The organism is Pseudoalteromonas sp. AS71 (assembly GCF_038900275.1).
Taxonomy (GTDB): Bacteria; Pseudomonadota; Gammaproteobacteria; order Enterobacterales; family Alteromonadaceae; genus Pseudoalteromonas.
In genome coordinates, this window is sequence record NZ_JBBMQZ010000003.1 from 139,361 (window position 1) to 165,479 (window position 26,119).

The 26,119-nt window shown below is 39.7% G+C and carries 18 protein-coding genes; 13 read left to right on the forward strand and 5 right to left on the reverse strand.

Annotated elements, in window-relative coordinates; genetic code table 11:
- Positions 1-25 precede the first annotated feature (25 nt).
- Positions 26-1,387, reverse strand: coding sequence for a glutathione-disulfide reductase (gene gorA, locus WNY98_RS03570; protein WP_342877139.1), 1,362 nt, complete (start codon positions 1,385-1,387; stop codon positions 26-28).
- Positions 1,388-1,465: 78 nt separating this feature from the next.
- Here gorA and WNY98_RS03575 point away from each other — a divergent pair, with 78 nt between their 5' ends.
- The 13 genes from WNY98_RS03575 to WNY98_RS03635 all read left to right on the forward strand — a co-directional run bounded on the left by WNY98_RS03575 (position 1,466) and on the right by WNY98_RS03635 (position 14,655).
- A complete protein-coding gene (locus WNY98_RS03575; RefSeq protein WP_024598036.1) occupies positions 1,466-2,140 on the forward strand; it encodes a DUF2461 domain-containing protein in 675 nt (224 codons plus the stop codon).
- Between the two features lie 86 nt (positions 2,141-2,226).
- Positions 2,227-4,266 (forward strand): oligopeptidase A, encoded by a 2,040-nt coding sequence (gene prlC, locus WNY98_RS03580; RefSeq protein ID WP_342877140.1) that lies wholly within the window; start codon positions 2,227-2,229, stop codon positions 4,264-4,266.
- 139 nt (positions 4,267-4,405) lie between these two features.
- Positions 4,406-5,584: a response regulator gene (locus WNY98_RS03585; RefSeq protein WP_342877141.1), complete on the forward strand. Its 1,179-nt coding sequence runs from the start codon at positions 4,406-4,408 to the stop codon at positions 5,582-5,584.
- Positions 5,585-5,641: 57 nt separating this feature from the next.
- The gene (locus WNY98_RS03590) at positions 5,642-6,397 is read left to right on the forward strand and encodes a class I SAM-dependent methyltransferase (protein ID WP_182694804.1); all 756 of its coding nucleotides are present in this window, start codon (positions 5,642-5,644) and stop codon (positions 6,395-6,397) included.
- 157 nt (positions 6,398-6,554) lie between these two features.
- Positions 6,555-7,280 (forward strand): tRNA (cytosine(32)/uridine(32)-2'-O)-methyltransferase TrmJ, encoded by a 726-nt coding sequence (trmJ, locus tag WNY98_RS03595; RefSeq protein WP_342877142.1) that lies wholly within the window; start codon positions 6,555-6,557, stop codon positions 7,278-7,280.
- A 236-nt stretch (positions 7,281-7,516) separates the two neighbouring features.
- Positions 7,517-8,008: a Fe-S cluster assembly transcriptional regulator IscR gene (gene iscR / locus WNY98_RS03600; RefSeq protein WP_007586371.1), complete on the forward strand. Its 492-nt coding sequence runs from the start codon at positions 7,517-7,519 to the stop codon at positions 8,006-8,008.
- 24 nt (positions 8,009-8,032) lie between these two features.
- Positions 8,033-9,250, forward strand: coding sequence for an IscS subfamily cysteine desulfurase (locus tag WNY98_RS03605; RefSeq protein WP_002958425.1), 1,218 nt, complete (start codon positions 8,033-8,035; stop codon positions 9,248-9,250).
- A gap of 41 nt (positions 9,251-9,291) precedes the next feature.
- A complete protein-coding gene (iscU, locus tag WNY98_RS03610) occupies positions 9,292-9,675 on the forward strand; it encodes a Fe-S cluster assembly scaffold IscU (RefSeq protein ID WP_002958426.1) in 384 nt (127 codons plus the stop codon).
- A gap of 12 nt (positions 9,676-9,687) precedes the next feature.
- Positions 9,688-10,011: an iron-sulfur cluster assembly protein IscA gene (gene iscA / locus WNY98_RS03615; protein WP_007377674.1), complete on the forward strand. Its 324-nt coding sequence runs from the start codon at positions 9,688-9,690 to the stop codon at positions 10,009-10,011.
- Between the two features lie 95 nt (positions 10,012-10,106).
- The gene (hscB, locus tag WNY98_RS03620) at positions 10,107-10,634 is read left to right on the forward strand and encodes a co-chaperone HscB (protein WP_024598032.1); all 528 of its coding nucleotides are present in this window, start codon (positions 10,107-10,109) and stop codon (positions 10,632-10,634) included.
- Positions 10,635-10,675: 41 nt separating this feature from the next.
- Positions 10,676-12,538, forward strand: a complete 1,863-nt coding sequence (gene hscA / locus WNY98_RS03625) for a Fe-S protein assembly chaperone HscA (protein ID WP_197102573.1) — start codon at positions 10,676-10,678, stop codon at positions 12,536-12,538.
- Between the two features lie 11 nt (positions 12,539-12,549).
- Positions 12,550-12,888, forward strand: a complete 339-nt coding sequence (gene fdx / locus WNY98_RS03630) for an ISC system 2Fe-2S type ferredoxin (RefSeq protein ID WP_002958430.1) — start codon at positions 12,550-12,552, stop codon at positions 12,886-12,888.
- A gap of 339 nt (positions 12,889-13,227) precedes the next feature.
- Positions 13,228-14,655, forward strand: a complete 1,428-nt coding sequence (locus WNY98_RS03635) for an NAD-dependent succinate-semialdehyde dehydrogenase (RefSeq protein WP_342877143.1) — start codon at positions 13,228-13,230, stop codon at positions 14,653-14,655.
- A gap of 281 nt (positions 14,656-14,936) precedes the next feature.
- On the opposite strand, the gene WNY98_RS03640 is transcribed toward WNY98_RS03635, so the two are convergent.
- Genes WNY98_RS03640 through WNY98_RS03655 form a run of 4 tightly spaced genes read right to left on the reverse strand, consistent with a single transcriptional unit; the run spans position 14,937 to position 26,096 of the window.
- Positions 14,937-16,598, reverse strand: coding sequence for an HD domain-containing phosphohydrolase (locus tag WNY98_RS03640; RefSeq protein WP_342877144.1), 1,662 nt, complete (start codon positions 16,596-16,598; stop codon positions 14,937-14,939).
- Entirely contained in the window at positions 16,570-18,789 is a 2,220-nt protein-coding gene (locus tag WNY98_RS03645; RefSeq protein ID WP_342877176.1) for an adenylate/guanylate cyclase domain-containing protein, read from the reverse strand. Before WNY98_RS03645 ends, WNY98_RS03640 begins: the two co-directional genes overlap by 29 nt.
- A 20-nt stretch (positions 18,790-18,809) precedes the next feature.
- Positions 18,810-19,643, reverse strand: coding sequence for an MBL fold metallo-hydrolase (locus tag WNY98_RS03650; RefSeq protein ID WP_342877145.1), 834 nt, complete (start codon positions 19,641-19,643; stop codon positions 18,810-18,812).
- A gap of 9 nt (positions 19,644-19,652) precedes the next feature.
- Positions 19,653-26,096, reverse strand: coding sequence for an Ig-like domain-containing protein (locus WNY98_RS03655; protein ID WP_342877146.1), 6,444 nt, complete (start codon positions 26,094-26,096; stop codon positions 19,653-19,655).
- Between the last annotated feature and the right edge of the window lie 23 nt (positions 26,097-26,119).

The window sequence follows — 26,119 nt, forward strand, 5'->3', positions numbered from 1 at the left end:
TAATTAATAACTTAGAGTTTTGCGTCTAACGCATCGTTACAAATTCTTCCGAGCCAGTCGGGTGAATTGCAACAACTGCATCAAAATCAGCTTTAGTTGCGCCCATTTTCATGGCAACTGCAAAACCTTGAATCATTTCATCAACCGCAAAACCAATCCCATGTAGACCAACTACTTTTTCGTCTGGGCCGGCACATACAAGTTTCATTTTACAAGGCTGGCGATGTTTAGTTACCGCTGTGTACATAGCCGTAAAACCAGATTGATAAATTTTAACGTTTTCTTCGCCATACTGAGAAATAGCTTCTTGCTCAGTTAAACCAATAGTACCAATCGGTGGATGACTAAATACAACCGTAGGAACTAAGCTGTAATCCATTTTTAAATCATCTGGGAGTTCTTTATTAAATAAACGCTCAGATAAAGTACGCCCTGCTTTAACTGCTACCGGTGTAAGTTCAATACCGTTTTCGATTATATCGCCTACCGCGTATACATTTTTAGCTGTGGTATTTTGATACTCATCAACTTTTACAAAACCACTGCTGTTTACTTCTACGCCAGCTGCAGCAACGTTAATAGCATTGGTTGTTGGCTCGCGGCCAATAGCCCAAATAACCTGATCTACGTTATGGCTTTTGCCGTTATCTAAATGAAGCGTTACTGAGCCATCGTCTTCTTTAACTAATTTATGGGGTACAGACTCTGTATGAAGAGTAGGGCCTTCAGCAGCCATAACATCAACAAGCGTATCTACAATGTACGGGTCAAAGTTACGAAGCGGAGAATGCTTACGAACAAATAAATGCGTCTCAGTACCTAAACCATGTAATACACCAGCAAGTTCTACAGCTATATAACCTGCGCCTATTACTGCAACGCGTTTAGGTTGCTCTTTTAATTCAAAAAAGCCATTTGAATCGATACCGTGCTCAGCACCTTCAATATGCGGAATGCTTGGGCGCCCACCTACTGCAATTAATATATGGTCGGCTGTATAGTGCTCGCCGTTTACTTCAACTGTTTTATTATCTACAAATTTAGCAAAGCCTTTAATTACAGTAACGCCATTGCTAGCAAGACCACTGTCATAACCTTTATGAATTCGGCCTATATAGGCTTCGCGGCTTTCTACTAACTTGCTCCAATCAAAGCCTTTAACTTCAACATTAAAGCCGTAATCTGGGGCATATAAATTAATTGCTTCAGCAACCTGAGCACCGTGCCACATTACTTTTTTAGGTACGCAGCCCACGTTTACACACGTGCCGCCCATGTGTTTTGCTTCAATAAGTGCTACTTTAGCGCCACGCATTGCCGCTCTATTTGCAGAGGCAATACCACCACTGCCACCACCGATTGCAATATAATCAAAGTGTTGTGTCATTTTATGTCCTTAGGCGTTGAGTTTTATGCGCATTAGCATAACATTAAGTTTTAAAAATAAAGAGTGTTTAGGTGACCTATGTTTAGTAAAAAAACATTCGAATTTCTTGCTCAGCTTGATCAAAACAATAATAGAGACTGGTTTAACGACCATAAATCACAGTATGAGGAATACGTAAGAGAGCCTGCTTTAGATTTCATTAGGCAAATGCAAGCGCCACTTACTGAGGTTTCGAGCCATTTTGTCGCATCAGATAAAAAAGTGGGCGGTAGTTTAATGAGAATCCATAAGGATGCGCGTTTTAGTAAAGATAAAACCCCATATAAAATTAATGTAGGGATTCAATTTCGCCATTTTATGGGAAAAAACGTACACGCCCCGGGTTTTTATTTTCACTTAGCAAATGACGAATGTTTTATAGGTGCTGGTATTTGGCGACCAGAATCAAAGGCGCTTAACGCAATTAGAACCTGCATAGATGAAAACCCAAATAGCTATAAAAAAGCAATTTATAATGAGCAATTTAAATCTATTTTTGAAATGTCAGGAGAGTCGCTAAAACGCCCACCAAGAGGTTTTGAAAAAGAGCACCCATTAATAAATGAGCTCAAGCGAAAAGACTTTATAGCCATTAGCCCGCTGACTCAAAAGCAAGTATGTAGCAATAATTTAGTTGATACGGTACTAGAGCGTTATAAAGTGGCTGACTCATTAATGGGTTATTTGTGTTTTGCTCTGGAGCAACCCTATTAAAATTACACAACTTAAAAGCAGTTGAGTTGTTTTTTTACTTTTAGACCCAATTTAAAACCTAATGCATTAACGCAAAGAGAGTATTTATGAGCAACCCACTAATTGGCCTTGAAGGCTTACCACCATTTTCAAAAATAAAGCCTGAGTATGTAGTACCCGCACTAAAAGACGGTATTGAGCTTTGTCGTAAAGCCATTGATGACGTGTTAGCTAAAGGTTCGTACACGTGGGATGACTTAGTATTACCCCTTGAAGAAGCTGACGATAAATTATCGCGCATGTTTTCCCCTGTATCGCATTTAAATTCAGTAATGAATAACGACGAATTACGCGAAGCTTACGAGCAATGCTTACCGTTAATATCTGAATATTCAACATTTGTAGGTCAGCATCAAGGTTTATACAACGCGTATAATACGCTTTATAACAGCGACGAATTTAAAACGCTGACTACAGCACAGCAAAAAACAATTACTAATGCGCTGCGTGATTTTAAATTATCGGGTATTGCTTTAGCGCCAGAACAACAAAAACGCTACGGCGAAATAAGCGCACGTTTATCAGAACTTGCCTCAAAATTTGGCAACAATGTAATGGATGCGACTTTAGCGTGGCACAGGCATATTACTGATGAGAGCGACTTAGCTGGCTTGCCAGAATCAGCTCTTGCACTTGCAGCCGATACCGCAAAAAGTAAAGAATTAGATGGCTGGTTATTTACACTCGATTTTCCATCATATTTACCAATAATGGCTTACGCAGATAACCGCGAACTACGCAGGGAAACCTACACTGCGTTTTCTACGCGCGCATCAGATCAAGGCCCTAACGCCGGTGAGTTTGATAACTCAGATATTATGAGAGAGGAGCTTGCGCTTCGTCATGAACTTGCACAGTTACTAGGATTCAACAGCTACGCTGAAAAGTCACTCGCGACTAAAATGGCAGAGTCACCAGAACAAGTATTCTCATTTTTAGAAGACCTAGCAGCTAAATCAAAACCACAAGCAGAGCAAGAAGTGGCCGAGCTAAAGGCGTATGCTGAGCAAAAACACGGTATTTCTGAATTAGAAGCATGGGATTTTGGTTACTATAGCGAAAAGCTTAAGCAAGAAAAGTATGCAATTTCAGACGAAGTACTACGTCCTTACTTCCCTGCAAATAAAGTATTAAGTGGATTATTCGAAACCGTTAATCGCTTATTTGGTATTAGCGTAAAAGAAGTTACTGATTTTGATACTTATCATAAAGATGTACGCTTTTTTGAAATTGTAGATAGTAGCAATACGCTTCGTGGACGCTTTTATCTAGATTTATATGCACGCGACCACAAACGTGGTGGTGCGTGGATGGATGACTGTATGGGTCGTAAAGTACGTGCTAACGGCGAACTACAAACTCCAGTGGCTTATTTAGTGTGTAACTTTAATAAGGCGGTTGGCGATAAACCGGCGCTGTTTACTCATGACGAAGTAACTACTTTATTTCATGAGTTTGGTCATGGTATTCACCACATGCTGACACAAGTTGATGCTGCTCCTGTTGCGGGTATTAATGGTGTTGCATGGGACGCGGTAGAGCTTCCTAGTCAGTTTTTAGAGAACTGGTGTTATGACGAAGAAGCCTTGAGCTTTATTTCAGGTCATTATGAAACGGGTGAGCCGTTACCTAAAGAGTTACTTGATAAGTTACTTGCTGCTAAAAACTATAACTCAGGCGTACAAATGCTACGTCAAATTGAGTTTTCGTTATTCGACTTTAAAATCCATAACGATTACAAAGTGGGTGAGCAATGCCAAATTCAAGCAGTACTAAACGATGTACGTAGCCGCACATCAATCGTTAAACCGCCTGAGTTTAACCGTTTTCAAAATGGTTTTAGTCATATTTTTGCCGGCGGTTATAGTGCAGGTTATTACTCGTATAAATGGGCTGAAGTACTTTCTGCTGATGCGTTTTCTAAATTTGAAGAAGAAGGTATTTTTAGCGCCGAAACAGGGCAAGCCTTTATGCAAAACATTTTAGAAAAAGGCGGTAGCGAAGAGCCAATGGAATTATTTAAAAAGTTTCGTGGTCGTGAGCCAAATGTCGACGCGTTACTACGTCATAGCGGTATTGCTGTTTAAAAATTAATATTTAGCACAAACCAAATTAAAGCGCCTTAATGGCGCTTTTTTATTATTTTAAAATTATTATCTAATAATTTTTAGTAATTTCATCCTACCGTACTATGCTTTTAGCACACCTAATAAAATGGACTAAGGCATGGCAAAGTTGGTATTGGCAATTGATGACGACAAGTATGTTCATCATATAATTGAAGAGTCTTTAGCAGGGTTTTGTAAAATAATTCATGCAAAAGATGGCGATGAAGGATTAAGGCTAACCAATAAATACAACCCAGATATTATTTTACTCGATATTGAAATGCCAGGTATGTCAGGTTATGACGTATGTAAAACAATAAAGCAAAGTCAAAATACTCAAGATATTCCCGTTATGTTTCTCTCATCTAAAATAGAGCTAAGCGATCGGGTAAAAGGTTACAGCGTCGGCGCATCCGATTACATTACAAAACCTTTTAACGCAGAAGAGTTAATAGCGCGAATAAAGGTACTTTACGAATATAGGCAAAAATGCGCAAAACTTAAATTGGATATAGCAAAAGCGAATAAAACAGCTGAAATAGCAATGACAGAGTCGGGCGATATGGGGCGTATAATGCGCTACGTTGGACAAAGTTATCACGCTAATAACTTTCAATCGTTGAGTGAATACTTTTTTACTTTTTTTGCACCTTTAAATTTAGATGTTGTGGTTGTGTTTTGGTATCAAAGCAAAGGTATTTTTTACAGCCAGCAAAGTGGTGTTTGTCCGCTAGAGCAAGAGCTGCTAGAGCAGCATCGACATGCTCAACGATTTGTTGATATTGGTAGCAGTACTATTATTAATTATCCCAAAGTATCCCTTTTGATAAAAAATATGCCTGTTGATAACGATGCTTTGTACGGGCGCTACAAAGATCTTTTCCCGCATATATTAGAAGTGACCAACGAGAAGGTTGTTACCATGGAAAGAAGCGAAAGCAGTTATGAGCAGGCAGCTCAAATAAGTACAGCCCTTCAGGACATTGTTAAGCAGTTAACTACTCAAAATGTAGAGCAAAACAAAAGTACTAAAATATTTATAGAACAGCTACATGAACTTGACTGCGCCATTAAGCTACAACAAACACAAGCAAATCCCGCGGATCTCACCTTATATATATCCCAACTGGATCAAACAATGCAGTTATTTGTATCGGCTAATAGCGATTTAGCCTTTATCAAATATCAGCTTAAACAAGTTGCCGAAAGCCGCAATGAACTTATATCTAATTTACGCACTAAAGCGGAAGCCGCAAAGGTCAATACGAATCATCACAGTGATATAGAGCTATTTTAGTGCTTTAAAGTAAAGCGGTTGATATACTACAGGCGTATTTTATCGTCGGAGTTTATTGTGGTTATTCAGTGTGCTTTTAAAGAGTTACGTCCTTATTTAAATGAATTAGAAACACGCTTTGGTTTAGCCCAATGGGCGCAAAATTGCTGTGGCTTTAGCTTACATTACGACGATAAAGGGTTAAGCCTATTTAAAACCGATGAGCCTAAACTAGGTGCAATTAATGTTGATTTTGTAACCGGTGCTGCTGCCCATCGGCGCAAGTTTGGCGGTGGTAAAGGGCAAGCTATTGCCAAAGCGGTTGGTTTAAATAAAGGTGCAACGCCTGTTGTACTTGATGCTACCGCAGGCCTTGGGCGAGACGGCTTTGTACTTGCCTCGCTAGGGTGCAAAGTTATATTACATGAACGTCATCCGGTTGTTGCAGCCCTTTTATACGATGGGTTAAAGCGAGCCTATAGCGATATTGAAATTGGTGTGTGGATGAAAGAAAACATGAGCCTAATATTTGGCTCAAGCCATACCTTGCTCTCTCAGTGCGAAAGCATGCCCGATGTTGTTTATTTAGATCCCATGTTTCCGCATCGCGAAAAATCAGCATTAGTTAAAAAAGAAATGCGCGTATTTCAAGAGCTAGTTGGTGCAGACAACGACGCAGACGACCTACTTGATTTTGCCTATCCACTTGCCAGTAAGCGTGTCGTTGTAAAACGCCCCGATTATGCGCCATTCTTAAACGAAAAAACCCCAAGTATGCAAATTAAAACCAAAAAGAACCGTTTTGATGTTTATGTAAAGGCGGCAATGGTTTAAACATCAAAACAAATTGGTGGTATATCCCTAGAATTTACCCATGTAAGAATCGTTATATTGGCTTGGATCTTAGGATCTAGCCTTTTGAATCTAGGATCTTATTACATTTTCATGTTAGAATTTGCGCAATTTTTTGGCATAGCAAAGTAGCACAGTAATGATCTTAGACGATATTCGCATTGTTTTAGTTAACACGTCACATTCGGGCAATATTGGTTCGGCGGCTCGCGCCATGAAAACCATGGGTTTATCAAAACTTTATTTAGTTGATCCTGCTTGTGAAATAGACAGCCAAGCAAGTGCTTTAGCTGCAGGCGCAACTGATGTTTTAGGCAATGCAGTTATTGTAGGTACTGTTGAAGAAGCTATCGCTGACTGTACATTAACGATTGGCACAAGTGCGCGCTCTCGTACGCTTTCGTGGCCAATGGTTGAACCACGTGAATGTGGTGAAAAACTCGTTACTGAAGCGGTAAATGGCCCTGTAGCGCTAGTATTTGGTCGTGAAAACAGCGGCTTAACTAACGAAGAATTACAGCTTTGTAATTACCATGTATGTATTCCTGCTAATCCAGAATACAGCTCGCTTAATTTAGCAATGGCCGTACAAACACTTAGCTACGAAACGCGTATGGCATTTTTAAATCAACAACCTAAAAAGGTTGAAGAAGACGATGCTGTTTACCCAAGCTCAAAGCAAACAGAGCTGTTTTATGATCACCTTGAAGATACACTTTTCAAAACAGGTTTTATCATCAAACAACACCCTGGTTTAGTTATGACTAAATTACGCCGTTTGTTTAACCGAGCTCACCCTGAAGATGCCGAAATGAATATTTTACGCGGTATTCTCACCTCAATTAATAAGGCTATCCCTAAGTAACTTAGGTATAGCTATTAGTTATAAAAACCAATAGGTAAATAACTAGCTAATACTTGACTAAAATACTCAGGTAATTACAATAGCTGCAATACTTGACCAAAGAGGTCAAGTATTGAAAATTTGTTTACTCTACAATTTAAAAGTATGAGTTTCTAAATCAAATTTTTATCAAGTGATAATACTTGACTAATTTACTCTGGTAATTAAAATTTGCACTCTTTTGTGCAGGGGGCGTTATGAAGTTAACATCAAAAGGCAGATATGCCGTTACAGCTATGCTGGATGTTGCACTACACACAGGTGTAGGTCCTGTAGCCCTTGCTGATATTTCACAAAGACAAGAAATTTCTTTGTCTTACCTTGAACAATTATTTGCTCGTTTACGTAAAAATGGCCTAGTAAGTTCTGTTCGTGGACCTGGTGGTGGTTATTTACTAGGACGTGAAGCGAGCGTTATCTCTGTTGGCGATATTATTAGCGCCGTAGACGAATCGGTCGATGCAACACGTTGCCAAGGTGCCGATACCGGCTGTCAGAGTGGTATGCGCTGTTTAACACATAATTTGTGGTCAGACTTAAGCGCACGCATAGAAGAATTTTTGAATAATATTACCCTTGCTGAATTGGTGGAAAAATCAGATGTGAAAGAAATAGCATCGCGCCAAGATAACAGTATCAATAATGCAATTAAGCAGTTGGAAAACATTCAAGTAAGCTGTCAACTTTAAGGTTGACCTGCAGCGGAGAGAGAAATGAAGTTACCGATTTATTTAGATTACGCAGCGACCACGCCTGTTGACGAACGTGTTGCTAAAGAAATGATGCAATGCCTGACAATGGACGGTAAGTTTGGTAATCCTGCGTCACGCTCACACCGTTTTGGTTGGCAAGCAGAAGAAGCTGTTGACCAAGCGCGTACAGATATTGCAGATTTAATTAATGCAGACCCACGTGAAATTGTTTTCACATCGGGTGCAACAGAATCAAATAACCTTGCTATTAAAGGTGCAGCACAGTTTTACAAGAAAAAAGGTAAGCACGTTATTACCGCTAAAACTGAGCATAAAGCTGTAATCGACACATGTCGTGAGCTTGAGCGCCAAGGTTTTGAAGTAACTTACATGGACGTTGAAGAAAACGGCCTACTTGATTTACAAAAACTTGCCGACACAATGCGTGACGACACAGTACTTGTAAGCATCATGCACGTTAATAACGAGCTAGGTGTAATTCAAGATATCGCGACTATTGGCGAAATGTGTCGCGAACGTAAAATTATGTTCCACGTAGATGCAGCGCAAAGCGCGGGTAAAGTATTAATTGACGTGCAACAGCTTAAAGTTGATTTTATGTCGTTCTCTGCACATAAAGTGTATGGCCCTAAAGGTGTTGGCGCACTTTACGTTCGTCGTAAACCACGTGCTCGCCTTGAAGCGCAAATGCACGGTGGCGGACATGAACGTGGTATGCGTTCAGGTACACTAGCTACTCACCAATTAGTGGGTATGGGTACTGCGTTTAAAATCGCTAAGCAAGATTTCGAAAAAGATCACGCACACATCAGCGCACTACGTAATCGTTTAATCGACGGCATTATGGCTGATATGGACGAAGTATACTTTAACGGCACACAAGACCAATCAGTACCTGGCATTGTAAACATCAGCTTTAACTTTGTTGAAGGTGAGTCGTTACTTATGGCAGTAAAAGACATTGCAGTATCGTCAGGTTCAGCCTGTACATCTGCAAGCTTAGAGCCTTCTTATGTATTACGTGCACTTGGCCGTAACGACGAATTAGCACATAGCTCAATTCGTTTTAGTATTGGTCGCTTTACTACCGAAGAAGAGATTGATTACACCGTCGAATTAATGAAAAACTCTATCGGTCGCCTACGTGAGATGTCTCCACTTTGGGAGATGCATCAAGAAGGTATTGATTTAGATTCAGTTGAATGGGCTCACCACTAATAGTGTGAGCACATACCCTAGCAGGTAATGAGGATAGAATAATGGCTTATAGTGATAAAGTAATCGACCACGTAGAAAACCCACGTAACGTAGGTACTCTAGATAAGAACGATCCGTCAGTGGCAACGGGTATGGTAGGCGCACCAGCATGTGGTGACGTAATGAAATTGCAAATTAAAGTATCTGCCACTGGCGTTATTGAAGATGCAAAATTCAAAACCTACGGTTGTGGTAGCGCAATTGCTTCATCTTCACTTGTAACAGAGTGGGTTAAAGGCAAAACGCTAGACGAAGCAGCGACAATTAAAAACACTGATATCAGTGCAGAGCTAGAATTACCACCAGTGAAAATTCACTGTTCAATTTTAGCCGAAGATGCAATTCAAGCAGCAATTGCAGACTACAAAAGCAAACAAGCGAAGTAAGAAGAGAAACTCATGGCAGTGACATTGACAGATGCGGCAGCAAACCGCGTACAATCATTTTTAGCAAACCGCGGTAAAGGTTTAGGCCTGCGCGTTGGCATTAAAACGACGGGCTGTTCAGGTCTTGCTTATGTACTTGAGTTTGTTGACGATTTAAACGAAGACGATGAAACTTTTGCGGCTAAAGGTGTCACATTAATTGTTGACGCTAAAAGCTTAGTTTACATCGACGGCACAGAGCTCGACTACACTAAAGAAGGCTTAAATGAAGGGTTTAAATTTAGAAACCCTAACCAAGCAGATGAGTGTGGTTGTGGCGAAAGCTTTACCGTTTAAGATTTAAATATCTTTGTAGTATAAATAAGCCCTGCCAGTTAATGTAGGGCTTTGTTATTTTTGAAATTAATTTCTGAATTTTATTGGTTGAAGTTATGCGCTATTTTGAGTTATTTGCAATACCAGTTGACTACAATATTGATTTAGTAACAGTTAACAAGCACTACTTGGAATTACAACGTACTGTACATCCAGATCGCCACGCGAATGCGAGCAGCCGCGATAAGTTAATGGCTGTGCAAAGCGCCGCCGAAATTAACGATGCGCTACAAATATTAAAGCACCCAGTAAAGCGTGCTGAATATATGTTGAGCGAGCTAGGCGTTGATATTCGTGCAGAGCAGCAAACCTTGCAAGATCCAATGTTTTTAATGCAGCAAATGGAACTTCGCGAAGAGCTTGAAGAGCTAACATCATCAAGCGATCCTGATACTGCGATTGCAAATTTTGAAAAACAAATTAAGCAACTAAACGCGCAGTACAGTGCACAACTTGCCGAGCAACTAGCAAGTAACGATGAGCAGCAATATCAACTTGCCGCAGATAATATTCGTAAACTGAAGTTTGTTTATAAGTTGCGTGACGAACTAGAGCGCATTGAAGACAGTTTATTTGACGATTAATTACTTGCTGCAAAGCGAGCAACACGAGTTTAAAGAGCATTATGGCATTATTGCAAATTGCTGAGCCGGGGCAGAGCGCGGCACCACACGAACATAAACTAGCTATTGGTATTGACCTTGGTACAACCAATTCATTAGTTGCAACAGTACAAAGTGGCGAAGCCCGCACGTTAACTGATGATCTTGGCGCGGCTATGTTACCGTCGGTTGTTCGTTATCAAGCAGGCGGTATTACTGTTGGCGCAGAGGCTGCACAAGCAGCAACGCAAGATCCTGCTAATACACTTATTTCGGTTAAGCGTTTTTTAGGCAAAACTCAGGCTGAAATAGAGCAAAGTTATGGCCAATTACCGTATGAGTTTTGTGAAGACAATGGTGCGCTAGCAATAGAAACTGCGGCTGGCAAAATCAGCCCAATTAAAGCATCAAGCCATATTTTAGCTGCATTAAGATCACGTGCTGAGCAAAGCTTTGGTAATCAAGAAATTTTAGGGGCTGTAATTACAGTGCCTGCGTACTTTGATGACGCGCAGCGCCAAAGTACTAAAGATGCCGCAGAACTTGCTGGTATTAACGTACTACGTTTATTAAATGAGCCAACAGCAGCAGCTGTTGCTTATGGTTTAGATTCTGGCCAAGAGGGTATTATTGCTGTTTACGATTTAGGCGGTGGTACATTTGATATATCAGTACTTAGATTACACCAAGGTGTGTTTGAAGTAATGGCCACTGGTGGCGACTCAAGCTTAGGTGGTGATGACTTTGACTCATTACTAGTTGATTACTTTAAGCAGCAAACGGGTGTGTCAGCGTTGTCACCTTCAGTTTTACGTTTATTCATCAATAAAGCAAAAGCATGTAAAGAGGCACTAAGCCAATACGCCAAAGTAAATGTGGGTCTTGAGTTTGACGATCAAAAATACACAGTAGAAGTAACGCGCGAAACGTTTGACGAAATGGCTATGCCTCTCGTTAAAAAAACGCTGCGTTCGTGTCGTCGTGCTGTAAAAGATGCTGGCATAGAAAACGACGAAGTACTGCAAGTTATTATGGTAGGCGGTTCAACTCGTATGCCACTGGTACGTAGCCAAGTACAAAGCTTTTTTGATAAAGAGCCACTGACTTCAATCGACCCCGATCGTGTTGTTGCATTAGGTGCTGCGCTTCAGGCTGATGTGTTAATTGGCAATAAGCCTGATTCTGATATGTTGTTACTTGATGTATTGCCGTTGTCGCTAGGCCTTGAAACTATGGGCGGTTTGGTTGAAAAAATCATTCCACGCAATACGACGATTCCGGTAGCACGCGCGCAAGAATTTACAACGTTCAAAGACGGCCAAACAGCCATGTCATTACATGTGCTGCAAGGTGAACGTGAGCTTGTTGATGATTGTCGATCGCTTGCTAAGTTTAGCTTAAAAGGTATTCCACCAATGGCGGCAGGCGCTGCGCATATTCGTGTGACCTTTAAGGTAGATGCAGATGGTTTATTAAGTGTATCTGCAATGGAAAAATCTACGGGCGTACAAGCTGAAATTCAAGTTAAGCCTTCGTTTGGTTTATCTGACGACCAAGTAGCTAACATGCTAAAAGAGTCAATGAGTAACGCGAAAGGCGATATGCAAGCGCGTATGCTCAAAGAGCAACAAGTAGAAGCACTGCGTGTAATAGAAGCGCTTAATGCATCACTTGCAGCTGATGGTGCATTGCTTGATGATATGCAACTAGCTAACTTACGCACTGAAATTGCAGAACTGGTAAAAGTGCGCGAAAATGCACAAGAGCCTGGCGAAATTAAAGCAGCTATCGAAAAAGTCGATAATGCGAGTAGCGACTTTGCATCGCGCAGAATGGATGCATCAATTAAAAAAGCCCTTACAGGGCAGTCAGTAGACAACATTTAAGAGAGATTAGAATGCCACAAATTGTTTTTCTTCCACATCCTGAATTATGTCCTGACGGCGCTGCAATCGAAGCACCTACAGGCCAAACAGTACTCGACGCTGCGCTTAAAAATGGTATCAGCATTGCGCATGCTTGTGAAAAGTCTTGTGCATGTACTACGTGTCACTTAGTGATTCGTGAAGGATTTGATTCACTTGAAGAAAGTGATGAGCTAGAAGACGACATGCTAGATAAAGCATGGGGCTTAGAGCCTGAGTCACGCCTTGGTTGCCAAGCAATTATAAGAGATGAAGACCTAGTGGTTGAAATACCTAAGTACAATCTCAATATCGTTAATGAAGAGCACTAGTTTTTAACGATGTATATATTAAAAGCCGCTGTTTGATACAGCGGCTTTTTTGTTTGTATGCGTTCATTTTTGTAAGTGAGGTTTTATATCTCGCTTTATTTTGCATTAAAGCTGCATTAAAACCAAATTACATGAGCGCGAAGTAAATTCGCACCTACAAGTTTGGTGTATGTATTGATGTAGGTGAGGTTTTATACCTCGCTATGTTGCATAAGCGCGAAATAAATTCGCACCTACAAGTTTGGCGTATGTGTTGATGTAGGTGAGGTTTTACACCTCGCTTGTTACTAAATTAACACGTACCTGTAATTTTTATACGTAGCCTTTAGGAGATCTATTTTGAATAATTTAACTTTCTCAGACTCATTTATTAACGGCGAGTTTTATAAAACTGATACGCGCTTTAGCGTTAACGATCCCGCGACCGAAGAAAGTATTGTTGATGTAAGCGATATTGACGAGCAGGGTGTAAATAGCGCAATAACTGCAGCTCAAGGGGCTTTTGTTAAGTTAAAAACTACGAATGCGACCGAGCGAAGCGAAACGTTAATGCGCTGGTATGAGCTAGTTATAAAGCACAAACAAACACTTGCAGAGCTAATGACCAAAGAGCAAGGCAAGCCGCTCAAAGAATCGCTTGGCGAAATTGATTACGGTGCTGGTTTTATCAAATGGTTTGCAGAAGAAGCCAAGCGCAGTTACGGTGATGTAATTCCGCCAACAGATAACTCGCATCGTTTAACTAGTTTTAAGCAGCCTGTAGGTGTTGTAGCGGGTATAACGCCGTGGAACTTCCCTGTTGCTATGGTTACTCGTAAAGTAGCTCCAGCTTACGCTGCGGGCTGTAGTTTTATACTTAAACCTTCTGAACACACGCCACTATGTGCTATTGCACTTGCTTATCTGGCCGATCAAGCTGGTTTTGTTAAAGGTGCATTTAACGTACTCGTATCACAAGATGCTAAAACAGTCGGTAAAATGCTGACTGATTCAGAAGTCGTGCGTAAGTTTACATTTACTGGATCTACCGGTGTAGGTAAGCAGTTACTATCGCAATGCGCCGATACAATTAAACGTACATCAATGGAGCTCGGTGGTAATGCTCCTTTTATTATTTTTGATAATGCAGATTTAGATGAAGCAGTCGAAGGATTAATGGCGGCTAAATTTAGAAATAGTGGGCAGGCATGTGTTGCAGCAAACCGTATTTTTATACAGCGTAATATTCTCGATAAAGTACTTTCAAAAATCACCCCTAAGGTTGCAGCGTTAAAAGTGGCAAATGGTTTTGAAGACGATGTCGATATTGGTCCACTCATTTATCCTAAAGCCAAAGAGAAAGTACAACAGTTAGTACAAGACGCACTCGATAAAGGCGCTACGTTGATTGGCGATAATAGTGACTTAGGTGGCAGCTTTCAAAACCCATTAATAGTAAATAACGTAACTACCGAGATGGATATTTACCACGAAGAAGTATTTGGTCCAGTATTAACGGTTATTCCTTTTGATGAAGAAAGTGAAGTGCTTGCACTTGCTAACGATGTACCATTTGGCCTAGCAGCCTACTTTTACAGTCAAAACATTAAGCAAGTCTACCGAATTAGTGAAGGGCTTGAATTTGGTATGGTAGGTGTAAACGAAGGTGTTATATCAAACCCAGTAGCGCCATTTGGTGGTGTTAAGCAATCAGGTTTAGGCCGCGAAGGCGGGCATCAAGGGCTTGATGAATACCTAGAAGAAAAATACGTGTGTATAAAGATATAGCTGTTTTTTAGAAGCGAATTTAATTGCGTTTTGGTTTATTTCAGAAATATGGCAGAAAGATGAACTTTTTCTTTTACGGTTGCTACATAAAGCGCTTAATGCTACCTTTATGACCATATTTTTTGTTAATAAAACAACACTAAAAAACAAATAAAAAGTAAAAGGATTTCTATAAGTAGAAATAACCCCGTGTGTAAATGCCACCGTAAGGTGGCATTTTTTTGTTTGAATAGTTTTGTTTGCAATAAAGCTTTTTAGATGGAAATGCGCTTTTATAGCTATTAACTTATAGGTGTGTAGCCTGGTAAATTATCAAAATCTATCTCATCTAACTGCTCAGGATTTGCATACTCATTGATGTAATTTTTATAAACTTGTGACTCAATAAAAATAGCAAAAATGTCAGCATCAAGATGGTTTTTAGCAACCATTGACCCCAAAATAAATAAACATTCACTGACCGGTTTTGCTTTTTTGTAAGGCCTGTCTACCGCAGACAGCGCTTCAAAAATATCCGTAATAGCCATTAACCTCGCAGGCACCGACATTTGCTCTTTGGTTAAACCTCTAGGGTAACCAGTACCGTCAAGTTTTTCATGATGACCTAAAGCATATTCAGTAACATTGCTTAAGTGTTTAGGGAACGGCAGGGCATCTAAAATATTTTTAGTTACATCCATATGACGCTTCATTACTTCACGTTCGGCTTCGGTTAACGTGCCTCTTCGTATTGTTAAGTTTTCAACTTCATCAGCTGAGAGCAATGGTGTATTAATATCATTAATAACGAGTTGGTATTTGTTTGCAATGCGTTCAATGTGCTCAAGTTCTGCATCACCTAAAAACTCGCCCCCTACATTAACACGCTGTAATAATGCACGGTCTAATGCCAACTGTTTAAGTTCGGTATCAAGTAGTCGTTCAAATTGTTGAACTTCGATAGGTTTTTGCAGCTTCATCGCACAGATGATTTTTTGCTGATACGCTATTTTTAAATCTCGGCTAATTATTTCAAATTTAGCATCTACATATTTTATTCGATCAAAAATAGTTTCTAGTTTTGTCGACTTTTCCATAATGTGATCGGGAGTCGCGATTTTCCCACAGTCATGTAACCAGCCTGCTATATCAAGTTCATGGCGGTCAGCTTCACTCATCGAAAATGAAGCCAATGGGCCTTTATCTATATCATGGACTGCATCAGCTAACATTAATGTGAGCGCTGGCACTCTTTTACAATGGCCGCCGGTATGAGGTGATTTTTCATCTATTGCCATTGCAATTGTTTCAGCAAAGGTTGAAAAAAGATCTTCCATTCCCTTAATCAGTGTTGAGTTAGTTAATGAAATAGCGCCTAGAGAGGCAAAAGATCGAATTAAAGTGGCGAGTTCTTCACTAAAAGGAATATTTTTATTTTGCTCGTCTTTAACATTTATAAGCTGAATGACACCAATAATATCATCTTCATGATCTTTCAAGGGAATTGTTAGCATGGACTCAGAGCGATAACCCGTGCGTGCATCCATTTTGCGAGCTGCGCTCATATCAAAGGGCAGGGCATCATACACGTCAGGAATATTAATCACTTCGCCAGAGTTCGCGGAGTGAGCAACAATAGCTGTTTCATTTGGTTTGCCATCAATAAAAAGATCTATATTAGGAAAATCAACAGGACCACCTAATGTGCCGCCTAAATAAAGATTCAATGATTTGTTTATTACTGTTTCAAACTTTAGTTGTTTGTTTGAGGTAATAGAGTAAATGCTGCCAGCATCAGAATTTGCTATCGACATTACAACTTGCAGTATTTCATCAAGTAACTTAGACGAGTTTTTTTCGGTTGTTAGTCTAATGCTAATATCGATAAAATGCTGAAGATTTGTTTTATCTATAATGTGCTGTCGCATATGTTTATTACTTTTTAGTATGTTTGAAGGCACCATTCCAATCCTTAGCGAGTGTTTGCAAATCAGTGCCCTTAATACGTTCGATAAAAATACTATAAACGTCAGAGCTAAATACGGTCGTGCTTTGTAGTTCTTTAAATAAGCTAAGTGCTTGTGGCCATTTTTTATTATAAAAAAGAGTTATGGCTTGCTGTGATTTTTCAACTTCATTTAACTGCTCTTCATCGAGCTTATCTATAAAGTTTATAGGCTCAAACAACTGTACCGCCGTTGTTTTTCCGACAACTTGCACTTTATCTATTAAACGAAATGAAATATGAGGGCATTCTTTCATAGTCTCTTCTGTAACAAGAATAGCTACGCCGTAAAATTTGGTCAAGCTTTCTACTCTAGCACCTAAATTAACAGTATCACCAAGAACTGTATAGGCTTTACGGTAAACCGATCCCATATCACCTACATTCATGTCGCCAGTACTTAAGCCTATACCAATTTTTATTGCAGGCTGGCTGCTTTCTGCAAATAACTGATTTATTTGCGTTAACCCGTTTATCATAGCCATTGCGGCTTCAACAGCATGGCGAGCGTGGTTTTCATCTTTTAGTGGGGCGTTCCAAAATGCCATCACCATATCGCCTACGTACTTATCAATAGTTCCGTTATGATCAAATATGATTTTGGTAATAGCTGTAAGGTATTCGTTTAAGTAGTCGCTTAATTGATGAGGTGACATACTTTCGGATAAAGAGGTGAAGCTACGGATGTCGGCAAATAGTACCGTCATATTTTTTCGCTCACTTTTTTGAGATAAACTTTTACCTTGTAATATCATCTGGTCTATACGCTCAGGAGGTACATATTGGTCAAACATCGATTTTATTTTTCGGCTGTGCTTCATCTCAGCGATAGATCCAACAATGATGTAGTAACCCGCTAATATAATGATGAGTAAAAGAGGCATTAATAAAGGTAAACTAATTTTTTGTACTGACCATAAATAAACGTTTGAAAATATAACGACACTTGTGACTATAAGAGACAAAATAATAATAAAACGTGCGCTCTTACCGTGGCTAAAAAACGACAATACGCCACCAGTTAATGCAATGATGAGTAAGCTTGCCCCCAGTGACCAATTAGGTTTAGATGGAAGTAGTTCTGGGTGCATTAATCCTTCAAATATGTTGGCATGTACCTCAACACCAGGGTACTGCAAACCAACCGGTGTTGATCTTAAATCAGCGAGCCCAATTGCCGATGTGCCAATAAACGCTACAGTGCCTTCTAATTCCTCTGAGCCAATTCGCTGGGTCAAAATATCGGTAGCCGAATAATAAGGAAAGCTATGCGCACGGCCTTTGTAAGGAATTAATACTTGCCCATACTCATCAGTTTGAATCCACTTATCTTGAAACTTTATACCTTCGAATAAGGTTATACCATCTAACATATTGGAACTGGTTTCTATGTTTTCAGCAAGGGTATACAGCCGAGCAACTTCAAGTGCTAAAGAAGGGTAGAGCTTATCGCTAACTCGATTTACAAGAGCTGCTTTACGTATAAAACCATCTTCATCGCTATGTGCATTGATAAAACCAGTACCCGTTGTCGCATTTTGCAGCTTAGGAATATTTACAATAGCACCAGGAAACTGGTTTATTTGTGAATTAGTATGATCTGCATTTGCCCATACAACACTGCTTTTAGCTGGCAAGTTTTGATTTGTGAGTTGTTCATCAATTAATAAAAAACCAAGAACAGTATCATTTTTAGATAATGCGCTTGCTAGCTTTGAGTCTGCATCGACTTGTTTAGTAATTTCAGCAAAGGGTATAGTGTACTTTTTTGATAAATTGGGTATTTCGGACATGATTTTTGTAACAGGATTTTCTTCCGGCTCAGAAAAAAATATATCGAATGCAATAACAATAACACCTGCATCGGTAAGCTTTGTAACAAGGTCAGCTACTTTTGAGCGACTCCAAGGAAAGCGTCCTTGTTCTTGCATGCTCTTTTCATCGATATCAATTATTACAACGGTTTCATCAATACGCCTAGGCGCCTCTGAAAGTGTTAGTAAAAGCCGAGAGTCGTATATTATACCTTCTACGCGGTTAACTAACTTTGCGAGCGACCCAGTTGAAAATAGCTCTATTGATGCGATTAATAATGTAATAACAGCGCCAATGAAAAAGTGCTTTGAAGTAATTGGTTTTAAGGAACTAATGAGTAACGCTCCTTGATAGGCTAAAAATCAAAAACTCGTCCTTCTCGACCACATTCAATCGTTACTTGTTTTCCGTAATTTATTTGTAGGTATTTTTCTATAGCTGATAACTGCTCATCGGTTCTTGATGGGTCGTGGCTAATAATAACCACATTTTTAATACTCGCTTTTATAGCCAGCTCAGCAACCTGATCTATAGTGCTATGCCCCCAACCATGTTTAAGAGGCAAGTCTGCATCTATAAATTGAGCATCATGAATCAGTAAATCAGCGCCTTCAATAAAGTTGACCCATTCGCTAATGCTTGTTTTTGCTTTTTCTGGCGGGTTTAGCTCATTGTCGGTAACGTAAGCCACCTTTTTTTCATCCGCTTTAATACAATAAGCAGTACCACCACCTGGGTGATTTAGTGGAGCAGTCGAAACCAAAAAACCATTAAGTGTAAACTGCTTTTGAGACGATAAATCAGTATTAAGCGTAATGTTGGCAGGTAAATCTTGATAACACACCGGAAAGTACGAACCACTCATTTGCTTTAATATGGCATCTTGGCTTTTTTTATCATCAACGTTACCCACAGCAATAGTTATATCGCGATTGGGTTGGTATATAGGTTTAAAAAAAGGAAACCCTTGAATATGATCCCAATGATTATGTGTTAGCAAAATATTGATAGGGCTTTGTGTTTCTAATAAACGTGTACCGAGTTCTACAATACCGGTACCAGAGTCTAAAATAAGATCTTTGCCATTATTTTGTTCAATGTACACACATGAGGTATTTCCCCCAAAAATGTGGGTATTACTTCCAGCTGAAGCCATTGAGCCTCTAACACCGAAAAATTTAACTTTCATAATTTAAGGCTAAGCTCCATCTTCTTCAAAATTGAATTTAGAAATACTAATATTGTTAGAGTTAGTATCATTACAGGTGCTGCTTAGGACAACTTGAGTATCATTTTGCAAGATAATTGAAGTAAATACATGTGTGCTGGCACATTGGCTTGCTTCATAAAATCCGGCACCACTGGCTCCAAACGTATTATCTAAAGTACCGTTAGTTAAAATACGCGCTAACATTCCTTTATCGTTAGCCTTGCCGGCTAAAATAAGTTGATTGCTGCTATTGAGCGCTGCACCATTTAGCTCAGTGTCACCACTGGATGCCAAGGTATATTCACCGACACCATTTACAGCATAGCTAGTATCAAGCGCACCCGTAACAAGCAACCTAATAACATTGGCTTTATTTGGCGAATCAATAAGGTTTGCTATTAAATATAACTTCCCGGTTGTGTCAGTTAAAATCCGCACTATTTTATTGTCGGTATCTGTGGTTTCTTCACCTATATATTTAAAGACCTCAGTACCGTTTGAGCTTAGCTTCAATGCAATTAGCTTTGAAGTGCCACTTAATACTGATTTACCACCAATGAAAATATCTGCATTGTCGGTATGTACGCGGTTATAGTACTCAAAGGCTGAGCCTATGATACTTCCGCCAGTGCCAAAGTTAGGCTCGAGGGTGCCTTCTGGCGTTAACATTATAACGATTGGGCTAGGAGTACCACTTGTTACGATTGATCCAACAGTAATAATGTTACCGCTGTTATCAAGTGCAATATCTGTCAGATTTACCAATTCTGCGCCACTGACAGAGGTTGTGTATACACCGTCTGTTGCAAATGATGTGTCTAAATTACCAGACTGATCAACTTTAGCTACAAAACTCGCTTCACCATTTTCACTATTTTTAGAGCCTGCAATAACTAATTTACCGTCGCTTTGCTCGGTTAAAGCGATGCGTGAGTTACTCAAACCTATGGCAATTTCTTTATGGCCACTTTCGCTAAAGCCAGTATCGATATCACCCGCACTCGTAAAGCGTGTTAATACTAACTTAGTAGTTGAGCCCGATTTAGCAGTTGATGCAAGAATATATTTCCCAGCATCAGGGCCATTACTAAGCTGTAAAACGTGCATTGATTCATCGTTAGTTGCATCTACTGAATTAGTAAAGGTAAAGTAACCATTGGTTTCAAAGTTACTAAATAATGTGGCTTGGTCGTCAATTGCTGCAATAAACGGTTTTGTATTTGAGTCATCGTTAACACCTGCTACCCAAATAGTGTCATTAGAGTCGATAGCTAAAGTATTGGCAAATTGCTTACCACTTATACCATCAATTATATTAATGCCGGAGGTGCCATAGGCGCCATCTAGAGTACCTTCATCATTAATCCGTGCTGAAAATAATTTTTCTGAGGCTGATACGCCTGTAGTCCCCGAAAAACTAATACCATTGTTAATAGGTTCGTGTTTAATACCGGAAATTTTAGCGCCGCCATTACCATTTCCGCCATTACCATCAACATCGTAAATTGCTATACCAGCACTGCCAAAAGTGGTAATTAGTTCCCCATCTTCATTAATAGCTAATACTACGGCTTCTTTTTCACCGCTGGTTCTTGTTACATACCCACCGGCAAAGGCAGTAAATTCAGAATCAACAACTCCGTCTACCGCAAAAAGTTCATCGTCTGTATCATTATCAGATATATCAATTGTTAGTGCAGCGCCACCATTAAAGTTATTGTCATTATCGCCATCAGATTTTAAATAACGAAGTAGAGAGTCTTTTGTTCCCTCTGCATTGGTAACACTCCCTACAACTAAGTAATCAGACTTATCAAAGTTCTTAACGGCAAAGCCTTCATCATCTCGATTAGCGCCGCTAACATCTACAATAGCTGGAGTAGAGTTCTCAAAATCTAGATCTGATTTTTTGTAGTGTATCCATAAACTATCGTTTTGAGTGCCGTCAAAGTGTTTGCCCACAGCCAGTAATTTATCGCCATCAATTTCAAGGTCATTAATAACGGTAGTACTATTAAGCGTTGTACATTGAATATCTGCGCCACTTTCATCGTCGTCGTCATCATCATCGTCATCATCCGAACCAGTACTTAACGTTCCAGCGAGATCCATTTTAAGTATACAAGCTTCATTATGGGTGCCATCAAAACTAGAATAGGCAATGAAAAGATCTGTACCGTCAGAAATAATAGCGGTGGCTTCTTCGTCTTGATCTAAATCGAGTATTTTAGTGCCGGTGTTATTAAAGGCAGTATTCATATCACCATTGTTTGAGTAAGAGACAATAAGAAGGTCTTTATCAGCATTGTTGGTAAAACCAACAAAATAAAGGTTGCCATTAAGCTCTATACTGTCTTTAAATTCGCCAGCAGAAAAAATGTCCGAAAGATCAAGCTCTCCTGTAATTGGGCGGCCAAATGTCAAATCTTCAGTTGGGATAAAAAGCTCAACTTCATCAGTAATATTAACGGTTATGTTAACGTTTGAACTTTCATTAGGGGTGCCATCATCAGTTATAGTGATATTTAAGATATATTGATTAGTTGTTTCAAAATCAAATGGGCTTTCACCTACGGTTGATAAAACACCAGAGCTACTATTAATTTCAAATAAAGCAATGTTACCGCCAGTTAAACTATAAGTTAAAGTCTGGTTCTCAATATCTGACGCGCTAACAGTCCCTATAATGTCACCATCTGTAGCATTTTCATTAATACTAAAAATTTGAACTGACGCTACGGGGGCATCGTTAACGGCTGTTACGGTAATGGCTACTGTGGCTGTATTGGTTCCACCATTATTATCACTAACAGTATAAGTTACTGTGGCAAGTCCATTGATATTGACTTCAGGCGTATATTGAATTTGAACGCCAATTATCGAGACCGAGCCAATATCAGCTGAGGCTGAAGCAATCACCAAGCTATCGCCATCAGAGTCAGTATCATTTGCTAATACGTTTATCAGTATTGGTGCCGCATCTTCAGCCATGGTCGCGGTATCGTCATTGGCAACAGGCGCATCGTTTACTGCAGTTATCGTAATAGTGAGTGTGGCAGTATTGGTCCCACCATTATTATCACTAACAGTATAAGTTATAGTGGCGAGTCCATTTTCATTCGGTGCAGGGGTGTATTGAATTTGATTGCCAACTACTGAGACTGAGCCAATATCAGCTGATGCTGAAGTGATTGCCAGGCTGTCGCCGTCTTCATCTGAGTCATTTGCTAATACGTTTATTAATATTGGCGCTGCATCTTCAGCCATGGTCGCGGTATCACTATTAGCAACAGGTGCGTCGTTCACTGCAGTTATCGTAATAGTAACCGTAGCGGTATTCGTTCCACCATTATTATCACTAACAGTATATGTAACTGTTGCTAAGCCGTTGCTATCGGCTGCAGGTGCGTATTGAATTTGATTGCCAACCACTGAGACTGAGCCAATATCTGCCGAGGCTGCGCTGATTGTGAGGCTATCACCATCCACGTCTGAATCATTTGCTAATACGTTTATTAGTATTGGCGCAGCATCTTCAGCCATGGTAGCCAAGTCTGCGTTTGCAACTGGGGCATCGTTTACGGGAGTAATAGTGATAGTTAATGTTGTTGTACTTGTACCACCGCTACTATCACTTACAGTATAAGTAACTGTTGCTAAACCGTTGCTGTTAGTCTCAGGAGTGTATTGAATTTGATTGCTTATCACTGAGACCGAGCCAGTATCTGCCGAGACAGCGCTGATAGTGAGGCTATCGCCATCCACGTCAGAGTCATTTGCTAATACGTTTATTAGTATTGGGGCAGCATCTTCATCAATTATAGCTGAGTCAGCGTTTGCAATTGGAGTATCATTTATTGGTAGTATAGTAATTGTTAAGTTAGTAGTTGCAGTACCGCCGCTTCCATCACTTATTGTGTAGCTAATAATTGCTGTTCCATTTGTATTAGCAACAGGCGTGTATTGGATTTTATTATCAACAACAGATGCAGAGCCTATATCTGCAGTAGCAGCTGTTATTGCAAGAGTATCGCCATCAATATCGGAGTCGTTAGCTAGTACGTTAACTAATAACGCAGGAGCATCTTCGTTCATCGTTGCTGAATCAGCATTTGCAGTAGGGGCATCATTTACGGGTGTAACTGTAATAGTCACACTTGCTGTTCTATCGTTTATACCTTCATTACCAACACTATAGCCATCAGTAATAGTGTAAGTTAGTACTATCTCACCTGAAAAGTTTGCTGGTGGAGTAAACTGTATTTTTCCGGCAACAATAGTCGCTTCTCCAACAATATTTTGTATGTTAGAAATAGTAATTGTATCGCCATCTGCATCAGTGTCGTTAGCTAGCACATCTAATAGAGATGCAGAGCTGTCTTCATCTAACGTATATTGATCGTCATTGGCTTCTGGAAAAGTATTAACACCGCTTTCACTTAACGTTACTTGAGCTGTTGCGGTTAAGCCTTGCTCATTTGAAATTGAATAAGTAAAGCTATCTACACCAATAAAACCTAAGTCTGGCTGATAGGTGAACGAGCCATCAACTTTTAATGTAAGCTCGCCATTTTGAGTTGTATTAATTGCAGTGGTATTAACTGATAAATCGCCAGCCTCAATATTAAAATCGTTAACTAGTAGGCCATTTTGCGTAGTTACTTCAAATAGTTTATTTTTACTAAATTGATAGGCATCATTTTGTGCGACAGGGTTATCAGGTTCACTGTTTATTATTAAAGTTACTGTCGCTGTAGAAGTCGCTCCTAAAGCGTCAATAGCTTGATATTGAAATTGATCAACACCATTAAAATTTGCATCTGGTACATAACTAAAACTGCCATCAATTGCTAATAATAGTTGGCCATGTGTTGGTGCTACAATAAATGTTTCATCAACTGAAAAACTGTCATTATTTGGGTCAGTATCGTTACTAAGCACACCATTGGCTGCTGTAACCACAAGTGTTTCATCTTCGCTTAAACTATAGCTATCATTTTTTGTTACGGGGGCTACGTTAGTGTTTGAACTTACAATGGTTACATTTGCAATAGCCTGAGCACCTTGTGCATCAACAACTCTATACTGAAAGCTGTCTTCACCTTGCATGTTTTGCTCGCCTTGGTATTCAAAGCTACCATTATCAAAAAGAGTTAATTGTCCTCTTGTCGGTTCGCTAACAGGCGTTGTATCAACAGTTAAGTTATCTAAGTCTATATCGCTATCGTTAATAAGTAAGCCAGGCGATAGGACAACTAAGGCTCCATTGTTTGTAATGTTATAAGTATTATCAAGCGCAATAGGGGCGTCATTAACAGCTAAAATAGTTATCTCTACAACTGCGGTGTCTGTCATACCTAGCTCGTTAGCAACTTGATAGCTAAAGGCATCTTCACCATTAAAGTTTGCAATAGGGATATAAGTAAAATCCCCATTTTCATTTATATTAAGCGTGCCATGCTGCGGTAGAATTAAGGCATCAGCATTTACACGTAAAACGCCACTGTATTGATTCGTATCATTTGTTAATACGTTGCCTTGTAGAGTTTGATCTTCATTTATCTGAAACTGATCGGCATTAGCTTCTGGCGCAAATGCAAGCTCTCCACCCACTGGTGCTATGTTTATTGTATTAGCAAAGCCACTTTCACCACTGCCATCAACACCGGTAATAAGGACTTGATAACTTTTATCTGTCAATGACTCGGTAATGCTTAATGCAGTATCTTGAATACTTAAAAATTGTTGCCCGTTTTCTAACTCATTAATATTAGTAGATGAGACACCCGCTTGAGTTGCAATATAAACATTATAACGATTAAGTTCGGGGTTAGCTTGCCACGAAAGATTAATATTATCTTCGTCTCGCTGAGCTGCAACCCCTTCAATTTGATATGGTTGCCAGTTAAAAGTAATTGCATCAGCAAGGACTTGGTTATCTAAAGTGTCAGTTATCCATATTTCTAGGCGTATCTCTCCTGGAGTTACCCCATAAAGCACAGGACTGAGGCCTATAATTGATTTTTCGTAGTCAAAACCACAATCAGAAGAACACAGTGATATGCTTTTATTTACGCTAGGGAGCACCAAATTAACTTCAACAATGCCATCCGCATCCGAAGCTTCAAGTAAAAAAGAAACATTGCCTTGCACGGTTTCGTTTATTTGTGAAAAAACAATATTAGCGCGCGTATTGGCTATGCTTGATCCAACAACTCCTCTACTTGAAGTGACAGCACCTAAAACTTTTGTATTCTTGGTTTGATTACTTGCTATAACGCCAGCTAAATTTATATAGCTAGTCACCGTTGGCGTTAATACTTCAGCTGTAGGCGATTGTATAGTCTCTTGAGCAGGGCTTTCTTCTGAACCTCCACAAGCACTTAACAAAAACACCATAGAACCAAGCAAAAATATATTCTTTGCTGTCATTTTAAATACTCCATAATAAAAGC